Below are 14146 nucleotides of genomic sequence, written 5' to 3'. Positions count from 1 at the left end.
GTGATTGCAGAGGAATTTCTTGAAAATTATTCGACCGGCTTAAAAATGTCTCCACCTTCTTTGGGTTCTATTTTTAAAGCACCAGATAAAGCAAGATGGATTAACTTATTAGAAGCAAGCTTTTTATTTAATCCACTCAGTTGCGTGTATTCAGATAAAGTAATAAAGGGGTGGTCTTCAAAGTATTTAAAAAGCTCTCTGGTTTTATCTTCAAAAACGAACGGCTGATTCTCTTTTGACTGTCTCTTCAATATCTGTCTGACCTCATAACTGGCCTGTATCGAATGATCCGCCGAGCGAATAAAGGCTTTGCCATATCTGTGTTTCTTATTTAAGAATGAAAAATATGGCTTCTGTAGACCTTCAAGTATTTTATAATAAAGAATATTTACATCCTTTACTCGCAATATTTCTACTTCAAAGTCAATCGCAGGCCTGCATAATTCTTGAATAGCTTTTGTTAAAACAAACTCATCATCTTCTGGGTATTTGAGCCCGCTGATTAAGCCATTGTCGTCAACGCCAATGAAAAGGTGACCGCCCTCCGAGTTGGCAAAGGCAACAACTTCACGAACAATCTTTTCAGGGTGATTGGCTTTTTTCTTGAATTCTACGAATTGACCTTCTCCCTGTCTAATTAGTTTAAGTACTTCTTCGACTTTTTCATTCATCGTCCCCCAACTCTGGCATATTGAACATGCTTGTGAAAAGGTCTTTGAATTGCATCCCTTTCTCAAGTTGATGTTTGCTGAGCATACTGTACTCTGCTAATCCAAATAACGCAAATTCCATCAAAAAGTACTTAAAGCCTTCATGAGAGGTTTTTTGATATTTGTCAACCAGCTTCTCCAAACCAGGAATACTTTTCAGTTCTTTTCTGTAATCACTTTCATTGGAGTCAAACACCAAATCAACCATATTCCCTTTTTCAAACCACTCTTTTAATTCTTGGTATGGATTGCTCGTTTCCTTTTTTCGTTCCTTTTCCGGGTCAGGAAAATAGTTTATGAATTGTGACCTGATTGCTTTACCCACCAGATTGTTTGCTACAATCCCCGGGCCTTCTTGCTCTCCTTCGTAAACAAGCTCTACTTTCCCCGTGATAGCAGGGATAACTCCAATAAAATCTGTGAGACGAACATTTGTACTTGAATCACCAGTTGTAAGCATTCTTCTTTCGCAGGCACTTACCAAATTCTCAAAAGCTGAAATCGTAAGACGCGCTGATACCCCACTTTTAGCATCTACATACTCACTATCTCTTGCTTCCATGGCTATTTGCTCAACCAGGTCTTTCGCTAGATCATAGATTTCTATTCCCTCTTTCTGTTCTTTAGAAAGGTCTGCTTCTTGTTCAGTGATTTTCTTACCAATATCAATGGAGCCTGGATAGTGGGTAATTATTTGGCTATCGATACGATCTTTAAGTGGAGTAACAATTGATCCTCGATTGGTATAGTCCTCAGGGTTAGCTGTGAATACAAACTGAACGTCCAATGGCATTCGTAATTTGAAGCCCCGAATTTGAATGTCTCCCTCTTGCAAAATATTAAACAATGCTACTTGAATCCTCGCCTGGAGGTCAGGTAACTCATTGATCACAAAAATTCCCCTGTGTGATCTTGGAACGAGTCCAAAATGAATTACACGTTCATCAGAATACGGAAGCTTTAAGCTTGCCGCTTTTATGGGATCTACATCACCAATGAGGTCTGCTATTGTCACATCTGGTGTCGCGAGCTTTTCAGTATAGCGATCGTCTCTACTCATCCATGCAATTGGAGTATCATCTCCCAGCTCTGCTACCTTATCTCTTGCAAATTTGGAAATAGGATAGAGTGGATCGTCATTTAATGGTGCATCTTGAATTACGGGAATAAATTCATCCAGAAGGCCTATCATCATTCGTGCCATCCTTGTCTTGGCTTGCCCCCGGAGTCCCAGAAAATTTATATTGTGCCGTGATAATATAGCTCGTTCAACATCTGGGATTACAGTATCCTCATAGCCCCAAATCCCTTTAAATATCTCTTCTCCTGCTTTCTTTGCTTTAATAAGGTTAGCTCTCAACTCCTCTTTTATAGATTGTGGTTGATATCCAGCTGATTTCAGTTCTCCTAGCGTAGAGATATTCAATTTCTGCTCGGCAGATAGGTCTTGATAATTCATTTATAATTTGTGTTAATCCCTTTTGGGTCTTAAAGATTTTTTCTTCTATTTCTTCGGTAATCTTCAAAAATGAGATTCCCCAATCCTTGTAAGCTACTGTAGTAAGCGTTTCCATTATTTACCTCAGTAAACTCCCTAACAAATTCTTGCAGATATGGATCAGAAGCTATCATGAAAGTGGTTATTGGGACATTGATTCTGCGACATTGAGCAGCAAGGTTCAATGTTCTATTTAATATTTTGGGGTCTAGTCCGAAGCTATTTTTATAATACTTTATTCCTTCCTTTAGGCAGGTAGGTTTTCCATCTGTGATCATGAAAATTTGCTTGTTCTTGTTTTTTCTTCTTCTTAAAAGGTCCATGGCCAGTTCGAGTCCTGCCACGGTGTTGGTATGGTATGGGCCAACATTTAAGTATGGAAGATCTTTCACCTCAATTTGCCAAGCATCGTTTCCAAAGACTATCACATCTAAAGTGTCTTTTGGGTATTTGCGTTTGATTAGCTCAGCAAGTGCCATTGCAACTTTCTTAGCTGGTGTAATTCGATCTTCGCCATACAATATCATCGAATGGCTGATGTCGATCATCAAAACGGTAGATGTCTGAGTTTTGTATTCGCGTTCTCGAATCTCTAAATCATTTTCCGTGAGTGTAAGATCATTAAGGCCATGATTGATTTGGGCATTGCGCAAACTTTCGGTCATTTCAATTTGCTCAATGGAATCACCAAATTGAAATTCTCTATAATCTGATGTTATTTCATCCCCCGAACCTGTATGGTTGGTTTTATGACTGCCTTTGCCCGATTTTTTAAGCTTTCCAAAGATTTCTTCTAAAGCACTTTTTCTTATTTCTTGCTCACTCTTGGCCGTTATTCTAAACTCTCCCTTTTCATTTTTATCATCGATGTATCCCTTGTTTCTTAGGTCATCAATAAAATCACCAATCCCATATTCTTCATTTGAAATTCCGTGCTCCCGATCCAGGTTAGTCAACCAGCTCAAAGCCTCGTTGACATCTCCAGATGTAATAACCATCAATTGAAGAAAAATTTGAAGCAAATTATCAAAGGTGTTCTGCTCTGGGTTTTTCTCAGGAATAAATTGTGTGAACCGATATCCGATCATAGCAATAACTTAACTAAAAAGCGACAAGAAAGATTTCCTGAAGTTGGATATTAATAAAATTAGCATCCAATATTCAAATATCAGCTCATAACTGATTGATACTTTAGATTCTAAAAAAACAGTTTCTCGAATCGAAATGAGAAAATTTTCCGTTAAATTAACATACGTATCTACCAAGTTATGCCCGGCAGAAGACCCATATTCGCATCGTTAGTTTCCAATCTGTTTTGGGGAACAAGGGATTTTTTGTTCAAAGTGACGTTGGAACCAGCATCGCACGAAAAACGCCAATCGAAAGAGGCTAAGAAATCCTCAAAGTCCGAAAAGAAATAAGACTGGTTTATTTTTTTGGCATGGTGCGGAAAATCATATCCCAGAAAGGAGAAGATACTCCAAACGCATTACCCGGATCTTTGTAATGATGAATCCCATGATGAACCCAAAGTACTTTCCAGAAATTTTTAGGAGGTTGGAAGGCATGAACCATATAGTGAACCCATAAGTAAGAGGCATATCCCATTAAGAATCCAGGTAAAAACCCAAAAACATTTACACCCATAAATAACTGAAACAAAAAGAAAAAGCCAGTTGAGAGTGTAAGGCTCAATGGTATTGGCATAGCCAACCGATCCTTGTCTTTTGGATAGTCATGATGAACACCATGGACTGCGTAAGCAAACTTTTCTTGCTTTTCAGTCTTTGGGTTTAAATGGAACACAAACCTGTGCATCACATACTCTACTAGTGTAAAAGACATGAAACCACCGATAAATAATAAGATGGCATTTAAGGCATTCAAGTACGATTGCTGAAAACCGTAAACCATTAAACTCGTCGAAATAATGGTGAAAATGATCAAAGGCAGTGAGATGTGAGTCCTCGTCAACCTTTCCATGAACTTGTTTTTAAACAGTTCTTTCGTCCCTTTAGCGTGAGGTTTATTCTTTAGTTCCATTGCTTAATTTAGATTCAAGGCAAAATTATTAAAAAGAAACCCTAATTTTTTAATAACTCTCTGATAAAGACTGTTTATTCTTTTCTAAAACACTGTTATAATATTCTTCATACTTGTGAAGAACATTGTTAACATCGAACTCCTTAGCTCTAGCTAACGCTCCTTTTTTGAAGGAATCAAGGTTTTCGTTATCTAAGATATGAATAGCCTTCTCCACCATAGCATCAACATCACCAACATTACAGACATAACCAGATTTACCCTCATCATTTAATTCGGGCAGTCCACCTGCATTGGTTGATATAACAGGTACTTCACAAGCCATTGCTTCTAGTGCGGCCAATCCAAAACTTTCCTTTTCTGACGTCATCAAAAACAAATCACTTACGGAAAGTACCTCCTCTACAGCTTCCAGTTTGCCTAAAAAGCGGATGTCTTCTGTGCAAATATCACGTGCCATATCTTCCATTTTTGGACGCTCAGGCCCATCACCTATTAATAAGAGCTTTGATGGAACGACCTTTCTCACTTCACAAAATACTCTCAATACATCTTCTACGCGCTTGACTTTTCTGAAATTGGAAGTATGTACTACAAGTTTTTCTCCGTTAGGGCAAATGGCTTTCTTGAAGTGTTCCTTGGGTTGTTTTTTGAATCTCTCCAGATCTATGAAATTCGGAATTACATCAATTGGAACAGAGATATCAAAATGTTCGAGGGTATCATTTTTTAGATCCTCAGAAACAGCAGTGACACCATCTGACTTGTTGATGGAAAAGGTAACGACGGGTTCGTTAGTCGCATCTTTTCCTACGATCGTAATATCAGTACCATGCAAGGTTGTAATGAATGGAATTTCGTACCCTTTAGTTTTCAGGATCTGTTGCGCCATATAAGCAGCTGAAGCGTGTGGCACAGCATAGTGTACATGCAAAAGATCTAATTTTTCATTCAATACTACATCAACCATTCTACTAGCTAATGCAAGCTCATATGGAGGATATTGAAATAAGGGATATGAATTGACGCTAACCTCATGGTAATAGAGGTTAGGATTAAAGAAATCTAAACGAGTCGGTTGAGAGTAAGTGATAAAGTGAACTTTGTGCCCTTTTTTAGCCAGTGCCTTTCCAAGCTCTGTGGCTACAACTCCACTTCCACCATAAGTGGGATAACATACTATTCCTACTTTCATGAATTAGGTATTTTACAGGTCTTAAACCTCAAGAATGGTCAATTAGTTTCGTGTTTCAGGATTTTCAAGTGATTGATAAAGCACATCATGTATTCGGGTTCGTGTATTGAGACTCATCAATTTCCAATTTTCTGCATCTGGGTAAATTCTGTTTGATAAGAAAACAAAAATTAAATCCGTTTTGGGATCTGCCCATACCATTGTTCCTGTAAATCCTGTATGTCCAAAACTGGCATCGCTTGCTAGGGATGATGCTGAATCTTTGTCACCATCTTTCTTATCCCAACCCAAGCCCCTTCTATTATTTTCAAAATATCGTGAATTTAGTTTTTCGATGGTCTGCTTTGAGATATACTGCTTCCCCCCATAGAATCCATTGTTAATAAACAAGTACATCATTTTGGCTAGATCGCTAGCAGTTGAGAAAAGGCCCGCATGACCCGCTGCTCCTCCAAATACTAGCGCATTTCTATCATGCACTTCTCCCCATACTTGATAGCTGCGATATCGCTCATCGTATTCAGTTGGCGCAATTTCTTTTGGAGATACTCCATTCTGCACTGGATTAAATCCGGTTTGATTCAGACCCATTGGTAGGTAAAAATTTACCTTCAAAAATTCTTCGAAAGACATTCCGGAAACCTCTTCGACAAGTAGATGGAGAATCATAAACCCTAAATCACTGTATCGATATTCTTTTGGATTGTCTATAAGCTTTGACTGGACAATAAAACTCTTCAATGAATCTGCCATGCTCGGGTGAGGTTCTAGGCCATAGGTTCTAACATCATTGGCTTCGTCCTCAGCATTTTTATAATAAAATGCATCAAGCCTATCGCCATCCATCACCATACTCCAAAAAGGAACATAGGCTCTTAATCCGGCATTATGGGCAAGAAGTTGTCTTATGGTTACACCTGATTTGTTTGAACCTTTAAATGAATCCAGATGAATGCTGACTGAATCATCTAATTGAATTTTACCTTGATCAATCAATAAGGCGATTGCCGGAAGTGTTGCAACAACTTTTGTGACAGATGCAATATCATATCTTGTATCGTTTGATACGGGCATTAAACTGTCATATGTATAATGACCATAGGAAACTTCTTTGACGATTGACCCGCTTTTTACAACTGCTAATTGCATTCCTGGAGTAGCAAATTTTTTAATTGCATCTGCAGCAATTGAATCAATCCAGGAAAGATGCGTGGTATTAAAACCTTCCCTCTCTAAATCACTGTATCCGAGATACATTTGGTTACTTATTTGCCTAGCATGTAAATGATCACTTCTTCCTTTAATTCCTGATGCACCAAACAACATCTTAGCTATGACTAAGTCTTGATCTTCGATTCTAATTTCAGGTAGAATGATTCCTTGTTCAGTTTGTTGAGTCTTATCAGTACTTATTAAAATATCTCCTTCCTGAATCTCCTTTGCATACCTTCTATTGTCAACAATACAAGTGACCCCAGGAACTCTATAATCTAAAACATTAACATATTGACTTAATCGCTTCTTCAATCCTTGATCCATTCCCAAGTAAGTAACCACCTGATCCGTAAGCGGAAATACCTGATGAGGATCAATCGCGATAACGCTTGAAGAAAAAATGGATTCTGAAAGATCGTCAGGTATGCTTTTAGCAGGATTGTATTTAGAAATTTTGTATGCCTTTAATGCATTATAAAACCAACCAATGTCTTCTTTTTCAACCTTCTTGCTCCAGCGTTTTATCTTAGAGATGTTATCATCCTGGCCGGCAATCCAAATGATGGGGTGATTTTCAACCTCACTTTCAAAGTCTTTTTTTGTGGATGGTAATGAATATGAAAGTGAAGATTTATTTAAAAAGTAGAATGGCGAATATTGATTTGCTTCATTGATTACCTCTTTTTGAAATTTGTTAAAACCAGTTGTGTCGGGAAGCACGACATGATTGATCCCATTAGTACGTCCGAAGTTTTCTAAAAATTTATAGTAGGCTTTTCTAAGCTCTTTGTCACCTATGGCAGCTATTGTCGAGAGGGATGGCAAGCTTATTTTATCATTAGGGAGCGGATCAAAACGCTCATTTAGCTGTAGTGCTACGAAGTAGTTTTCATCTTTTAGAAACTGATCTGCGTGGACACTCCAATCACTAAAATATATTGTCGACCTTTTTTTATGTTTTATAGATTCATAAAAGGAGTCACCATCGATCCAAACACCTTCATTGATTTCTCCATCTAAGGCAAATAGGGATGTTGACAACAACGTACATACGGCGAGCAAGTAGTCTCTCATATATGGCGGTACAAATCGAATCCTAAGTAATTGATTCATTCTCAATTGAGAGGATTAAATTTGAACAATTTTTCATTCATGTCGTGTTCATTAACATAACATTCGATCAATAACTATACCCAATGCGATTTCCATCACTTTTTCGTCTACCAAAACATCAACAGTTTCGAATACAGCCACGGTATTATGATCCTGTAAAGGAGGAAATTGAAGAACGCACCGAAAGAATCAAAGAGCAAATGGATGGAGAAGCAACCGGAAACTACCAACCGACCAAGATTTCCTTTAAGAGAAAAACCAAATCAGCTCCATCTACTTCAATGATTCAATTGGGTATTGCAGCTCTTTTAGGGGTGATGGTGTTGGGATGGCTTCAATTTGGAAATGAGATATTCAATTATATCCTGTGGGCGAGTATCCCGCTATACCTTGTATACCGACTTAAAACTTTGAGGAAGCGCAAATGAGTGATATTATACGCTTACTTCCGGATGCCATTGCAAATCAAATAGCTGCTGGTGAGGTTGTGCAGCGACCTGCTTCTGTGGTGAAAGAGATGCTTGAAAATAGCATTGATGCTGGTGCAACTTCCATCAAGTTAATTGTAAAAGATGCAGGCAAATCACTAATCCAGGTTGTAGACAATGGGTGCGGAATGACAGGGACGGATGCGCGCATGAGCTTCGAGCGACATGCGACATCTAAGATCAGCAAATCGGAAGATCTATTTAAGATCCGAACGTTAGGTTTTAGAGGAGAGGCAATGGCTTCTATAGCTGCCGTTGCTCAAGTAGAACTCAAGACCAAACATGCAGATGACGAGCTTGGTACTCAATTAATAATTGAATCTTCTGAGGTTAAAAGTCAGGAGCCAATCGCACAAAATCAGGGTACATCTATTTGTGTAAAAAATCTGTTTTATAATGTTCCTGCCAGGCGTAATTTCTTAAAATCGAATCCGGTAGAGCTTCGGCATATCAATGATGAATTTCAGCGGGTAGCATTGGCAAATCCCCAAATCGCTTTTTCATTGGTCCAGAACGATTTGGAGACATACAAATTGGATAGTGGGAAATTGAGTAAGCGGATCGTACAACTATTTGGTAAAAATTACCAACAACAGTTGGTTCCTTGTAGTGAGGAAACTGACTTGGTGAAAATTAGCGGCTATATCGGTAAGCCGGAAAATTCTAAGAAAACCCGAGGTGAACAGTTCTTTTTTATAAACAACCGCTTCATCAAAAATAGCTACCTCAATCATGCAGTGAGCAGGGCTTATCAGGGACTTTTGAAAGAGGACTATTTTCCTTTCTATGTTCTCTTTATAGAAATAGACCCAGTCCATGTGGATATTAACGTTCATCCAACTAAGACTGAAGTAAAGTTTGATGACGACCGAATGCTATATGGCGTAATAAATTCTGCCGTAAGGCAAGCATTGGCTTCATTTAATGTCGCACCTTCGTTAGATTTTTCTGCGGATGTAAGTTTCGATCATCTGAATATCCAACGTGAAAATTCAAATTTCACTACCAAGAAAGATAGAGACTACGGATCATTCAAGTCTCTTGAAAGCAATCAAGAGCGTTTGGATAAATTAAATGAGTTATACGCTTCTGCTACCCAAGAAGAAATAGCTACTATTGAAGAGGCAGAAAAAGAACGTGTGGTTCAGACTACATTCGAAAGTTCTATCAATCAATCGGTTGAAGTTGACGAAAAAAAGCCAACATATCATCTCCACGGACGTTATCTGCTTCGGCAGGTGAAGAGCGGAATGGTAGTTTTAGACAAGATTTCTGCATTGGAGCGGATTCTATTCGAGGAGTATCAGAGGTCTATGAAAACTGGCTCAGGCGCTTCTCAATCATGCATGTTCCCACAACAGGTAGCATTAAATGCATCAGATTTTTCGCTTATAATCGAGTTGAAAGAAGAAATCAATCAACTCGGATTTGAGTTTGAACAGATGGGCGAACATATGATTGTGATTCAGGGTATTCCTTCTGAACTAGCCCCCTGCAACGAAAAGGAGGTGTTTGAAGGTCTAATAGAGCAGTATAAGTTCAACGCTGAGAAGTTGGATCTACCTAAAAATGAAAGCCTGGCGAGAGCTTTGGCTAAAAGAACGGCAACTAACCGTTGCAATAAATTGAAGGATGAGGAGATGGATCATTTAATGGATCGCTTATTTGCTTGCGAACAACCAAATTATACACCGGATGGAAATCCAACCTATGTTTTGGTTAGTTTAGAGCAAATAAATGAGTGGTTTAAGAAAAGTTAAGAAACAAGAAATAACGTGTTTAGAAGACTTACACCAGTAGCAAAGAATATTCTGATCATTAATGTGGCAATCTTGCTACTTACTTCAGTCATGAGGCTAGACCTAGCAGAATGGTTTGGATTGCGAGTAGTATATTCTTCAGAGTTTGCTCCTTATCAATTTTTAACCTACATGTGGCTTCATGGCGACACCTGGCACTTGATTGGCAACATGATAGCTGTATTAGTTTTCGCCCCTATGTTGGAAATGGTTTGGGGTTCCAAAAGATTTTTGATTTTTTATATGATATGCGGTATTGGCGCAGGCCTTCTATACGGCACTGCTGATGCTATTGAGAAGCTACCTCTCAAAAATTCAGCCGAAGCTTATGTCGATAACCCAAGTCCGGAAGCTTTCGAGCGATTCATAATTGACAACAAATCATTTATCAATGTAGCCAGAGGTGGTGAACTGCTTGATCTTTACTATGATAATCCGGCTTATGAAACGGAGACTTTATCTGCTGTTAGAAGTATTTATGAAGGCGTGGTGACCAAAGGTAAAATGATTGGAGCTTCAGGTGCTGTCTTTGGTATTCTGTTTGCTTTTGCCTTTCTATTCCCAAATACAGAGCTTTTTCTGCTTTTTCCTCCAATACCTATCAAAGCAAAATACTTGGTTTTCTTCTACGGAATGTACGAGCTTTATTCAGAGTTTCACCGGACGCCGGGTGACAATGTGGCCCACCTTGCACACTTAGGAGGAATGTTGATTGCATTTATTTTGTTGAAGTTTTGGAAAAACGACACTAAGAGATTTTACTAAACCATGAATGGAGGAATAAAACAGGAATTTGCTAATGCATGGAGCAAACCCAATAATTCGGTTGTTCAGATCATTCTGATCAATCTTTGCGTCTTTGCGTCTGCAAGAATTTTTAAGGTATTCTTCGATCTTAGTGACGCGACAAATAGTTTTTTCTGGATTTTCAGAAAACTTCAATTGCCTGCTGAGATCGGAACTTTCTTGTTGCAGCCATGGTCAATCGTTACGTATTTCTTCACTCATTATGACTTCTTTCACATCCTCTTCAATATGCTATTCTTGTTTTGGTTTGGAAGGATTATTCAAGAATTTTTAAATAGTAAAAGAGTCATAGCTCTATACGTTTTAGGCGGTTTGGCAGGAGGATTACTGTACATGTTTATGTACAATTTCATACCATTTTATGCAGACCGAGTTGTTGGATCTATGATGTTAGGTGCATCTGCAGGTGTCTTTGCTATTGTAGTGGGTGCAGCGGTATTTACGCCAAACTATACTTTTTTCATGATCTTTCTAGGGCCAGTTAAGATCAAGTATATCGCTATTTTCTACGTTTTCATGTCATTTATTGGATCTACAGGTGCAAATGCTGGGGGTGAAATAGCACACCTTGGAGGAGCTTTTATAGGGTGGCTTTACATCACTCAACTAAATAAGGGAACGGACATTGGCAGCTGGATTATCTCTTTTATTTCCTTTATAAAAAGTATGTTCAAACCGCAGCCAAAAATTAAGGTTACCCATCGGTCAGGGAATAGAAGACCATCCAAAAAAACAACTAGATCTAAATCCAACGAATCAAGTAATACTCCTCAGGCAGAGATCGATGCAATCCTTGATAAAATTTCGGAAAAAGGATACGAAAGTCTCAGCAAGGATGAAAAACAAAAGCTTTTCAACGCCAGTAAAAAATAGCATCATCTTTGCTTCGTTAGGTATTAAAAGATACTTATGAAAAAGATCCTATTAATCCTCACACTATGCTTCTTTTCATGCGGCAGCGACGATTCTAATAGTCGAACTCCACAAGAGATTTTAAGTGATATGGAGATTATCGACGCTGAAATTAATTTCATGCTCATAACTTCTTGTGATGATAATGTCGAGTGTAGAGCTACGGCTTATGGAGTGAAGGCTTGTGGTGGGCCAGTTGAGTATTTAATCCATTCCACCAATATGGATATGGATAGATTCAATTTGCTCGTAGAAACGTATAATGAATTAAACGCTGCTTATAACGAGGCAACAAGTGCCATATCTGATTGCTCGCTTGAGGTACAACCGACTGTGGATTGTGTATCAGGGGACTGCCAGGTGGTGGGCAACTAGTTTGCCCTTTTGAATTGCAGCATCTGCTGAGGCTTACCTACGTTCTTTTCACTGATGGTGTAAAAATCATCTTTATTCCAGCATATTGCTTCTCCCTGAGGCTCCGGTATGTAATCGACCATAATGGCATTCCAAGCTAGAATTCTATCTACCGCTGGTTCATCTGATGGTCCCCAATAGTAAATAGCACCGTAATGTTTTAACAACACCTCGCCTTTATCATTCATATCAGCAGCCGTAAAAAGTTTGGCAGGAACCGTGCCTTTAGATTTAATCTCTATCACCTCATTCTTAGCTTCAAACGGAAATGAATATACCAACGCATTTTTCTCTCTTTTAGTAACAAGTACAAATTCTTCTTGGCTTTGATCATATAGGAGTGCTTCGGCATCTCTGGCTCCTTCCGCATAAGTAAAAGACATAATCTCAATGTCCGAATTATTGATGGTGACAAATTTTTGCCCCGTAAACTGAGGCTCTGGAACTTTGAATAACTCGACGCTTTTATGTACTGCTTTATTATCGCCTATCTCCCCAACATAGATAAAAGATTCATCGCCGTGTTGAACAGTTACTATCTCCTCCCAATCTCGATTCTTCACGCCCTTCAATTCCACCTCCATGATGATTTCGGCTCTGTTGTTAATTAAATAAATAACTGGGTCCGAGCCACTATCGTTATGCGTCCAAAAATATCCTGGATTCTTAAAAGATTCTTCTAGCCCCGACACCTCAACCAAACGATCATCTTCAATTGTAGCAAGCACTTGCTGACCAAGAAATTGCTTTTTATTAGAAAATTGCGACGCTGATAAAACAAGAAAAAGTGGTAGTAATATTCCGATTCTCATGAGAAAATTAACTCAACGGGAAGCAAAATTAATAAAACTGAAGCCAATTACTGCGAATAACAGATTCAACTGGAAAATTCCTACTTTATCACTTAGACTTATTTGCCAATTGGCCGCAAGCGGCATCAATATCTTTTCCTCTGCTTCTCCTTACACTGGTGTGAATTCCTCCTTTGATTAAGTGATCTGCAAAGCGATCGATCGTTTCTGGGTCGGCTTTAGTAAATGAAGCTTCTGAGATCGGATTGTACTCTATGATGTTGACTCTTACACCGGGCACTTTCCTTGCATACTTTAACAACTTCTCTGCATCTTCAATAGAATCATTGAAGTCATAAAACAATATATACTCGAAGGTGATTCGATTCCCCGTCTTATCAAAGAAATACTGAAGTGCCTTGAGCAAGGCATCCAAGGTATTTGTTTCATTAATAGGCATGATGGTATCACGCTTCTTATCATCGGCAGCGTGCAGGGAAAGAGCTAAATTGAATTTAACCTCATCGTCCGCCAATTTCATAATCATCTTCGCGATGCCAGCTGTTGACACTGTGATTCGCTTAGGAGACATGTTAAGTCCATCTTCAGATGTAATCCTATCAATGCCTTCCATCATTCCTTTGTAATTGAGCAAAGGCTCACCCATGCCCATGAAGACGATGTTAGAAAGTGCTTTATTATAATGTTCTTCTGCCTGATCTCGAATCGCTACTACCTGATCGTAAATTTCACCTCCATCTAAATTTCGCTCTCTTTTCATGTACCCCGTAGCACAGAATTTACAGCTCAGTGAGCATCCTACTTGAGAGGAGACGCAGGCAGTCATTCGCTCATCAGCAGGTATTAATACGCCTTCAATAAGATGCTTATCATGAAGGCGAAACGCTGACTTAATTGTGCCATCGTTGGACAGCTGCGAATTATCTATGGTAATGTGATTGATGGAAAACTCCTCCTTCAGCTTATCTCTCAAGCTCAACGAAATATTAGACATCTCATCAAAGGACTTTGCTGATTTAGTCCAAAGCCATTCCCATACTTGTTTAGCACGAAATTTCTTCTCGTTGTTTGCTTCAAACCAAGTCATCAACCCCTCAAGTGATTCTTTCCTGATGTCCTTCATGGTGCAAAGGTAGGTAG

The 14146-nt window shown here is 38.8% G+C and carries 13 protein-coding genes; 5 read left to right on the top strand and 8 right to left on the bottom strand.

What is annotated here, in order from left to right; all coding sequences use genetic code 11:
• Positions 1-26: 26 nt before the first annotated feature.
• From ACY650_RS10160 to ACY650_RS10135, 6 genes are all read right to left on the bottom strand, one after another.
• Positions 27-671, bottom strand: a complete 645-nt coding sequence (locus tag ACY650_RS10160; RefSeq protein ID WP_462254359.1) for an AlbA family DNA-binding domain-containing protein — start codon at positions 669-671, stop codon at positions 27-29.
• Positions 664-2169, bottom strand: coding sequence for a sigma 54-interacting transcriptional regulator (locus tag ACY650_RS10155; protein ID WP_462254357.1), 1506 nt, complete (start codon positions 2167-2169; stop codon positions 664-666). The genes ACY650_RS10160 and ACY650_RS10155 overlap by 8 nt, the downstream gene beginning before the upstream one ends.
• A 29-nt stretch (positions 2170-2198) precedes the next feature.
• Positions 2199-3296, bottom strand: coding sequence for a vWA domain-containing protein (locus ACY650_RS10150; protein WP_462254355.1), 1098 nt, complete (start codon positions 3294-3296; stop codon positions 2199-2201).
• 340 nt (positions 3297-3636) lie between these two features.
• Positions 3637-4251: a sterol desaturase family protein gene (locus ACY650_RS10145; protein WP_462254353.1), complete on the bottom strand. Its 615-nt coding sequence runs from the start codon at positions 4249-4251 to the stop codon at positions 3637-3639.
• Positions 4252-4300: 49 nt separating this feature from the next.
• Positions 4301-5446: an N-acetyl-alpha-D-glucosaminyl L-malate synthase BshA gene (bshA, locus tag ACY650_RS10140; protein ID WP_462254351.1), complete on the bottom strand. Its 1146-nt coding sequence runs from the start codon at positions 5444-5446 to the stop codon at positions 4301-4303.
• Between the two features lie 42 nt (positions 5447-5488).
• The gene (locus tag ACY650_RS10135) at positions 5489-7774 is read right to left on the bottom strand and encodes a serine hydrolase domain-containing protein (RefSeq protein ID WP_462254349.1); all 2286 of its coding nucleotides are present in this window, start codon (positions 7772-7774) and stop codon (positions 5489-5491) included.
• Positions 7775-7857: 83 nt separating this feature from the next.
• Between ACY650_RS10135 and ACY650_RS10130 the strand changes: the two genes are divergently transcribed.
• Genes ACY650_RS10130 through ACY650_RS10110 form a run of 5 tightly spaced genes read left to right on the top strand, consistent with a single transcriptional unit; the run spans position 7858 to position 12155 of the window.
• On the top strand, positions 7858-8202 hold the full coding sequence (locus tag ACY650_RS10130; RefSeq protein ID WP_462254347.1) for a hypothetical protein: 345 nt from the start codon (positions 7858-7860) through the stop codon (positions 8200-8202).
• A complete protein-coding gene (mutL, locus tag ACY650_RS10125; RefSeq protein ID WP_462254345.1) occupies positions 8199-10022 on the top strand; it encodes a DNA mismatch repair endonuclease MutL in 1824 nt (607 codons plus the stop codon). Before ACY650_RS10130 ends, mutL begins: the two co-directional genes overlap by 4 nt.
• 15 nt (positions 10023-10037) lie before the next feature.
• Complete coding sequence (locus tag ACY650_RS10120) at positions 10038-10826, top strand: rhomboid family intramembrane serine protease (RefSeq protein WP_462254343.1); 789 nt, start codon at positions 10038-10040, stop codon at positions 10824-10826.
• 3 nt (positions 10827-10829) lie between these two features.
• Positions 10830-11741 carry a rhomboid family intramembrane serine protease gene (locus tag ACY650_RS10115; RefSeq protein ID WP_462254341.1) on the top strand — a complete coding sequence of 304 codons (912 nt, stop codon included), beginning with the start codon at positions 10830-10832 and terminating at the stop codon, positions 11739-11741.
• 36 nt (positions 11742-11777) lie between these two features.
• A complete protein-coding gene (locus tag ACY650_RS10110) occupies positions 11778-12155 on the top strand; it encodes a hypothetical protein (RefSeq protein ID WP_462254339.1) in 378 nt (125 codons plus the stop codon).
• Here ACY650_RS10110 and ACY650_RS10105 read toward each other — a convergent pair.
• Together ACY650_RS10105 and rlmN are read right to left on the bottom strand one after the other, a co-directional pair.
• Positions 12152-13006 (bottom strand): hypothetical protein, encoded by an 855-nt coding sequence (locus ACY650_RS10105; RefSeq protein WP_462254337.1) that lies wholly within the window; start codon positions 13004-13006, stop codon positions 12152-12154. The genes ACY650_RS10110 and ACY650_RS10105 overlap by 4 nt on opposite strands.
• A gap of 88 nt (positions 13007-13094) precedes the next feature.
• Positions 13095-14129 (bottom strand): dual-specificity RNA methyltransferase RlmN, encoded by a 1035-nt coding sequence (gene rlmN / locus ACY650_RS10100; protein ID WP_462254335.1) that lies wholly within the window; start codon positions 14127-14129, stop codon positions 13095-13097.
• Between the last annotated feature and the right edge of the window lie 17 nt (positions 14130-14146).

The sequence above is a fragment of the Ekhidna sp. genome, assembly GCF_963691765.1.
Classification (GTDB): Bacteria; Bacteroidota; Bacteroidia; order Cytophagales; family Cyclobacteriaceae; genus Ekhidna.
This window is presented reverse-complemented; position numbering and strand designations above follow the sequence as displayed.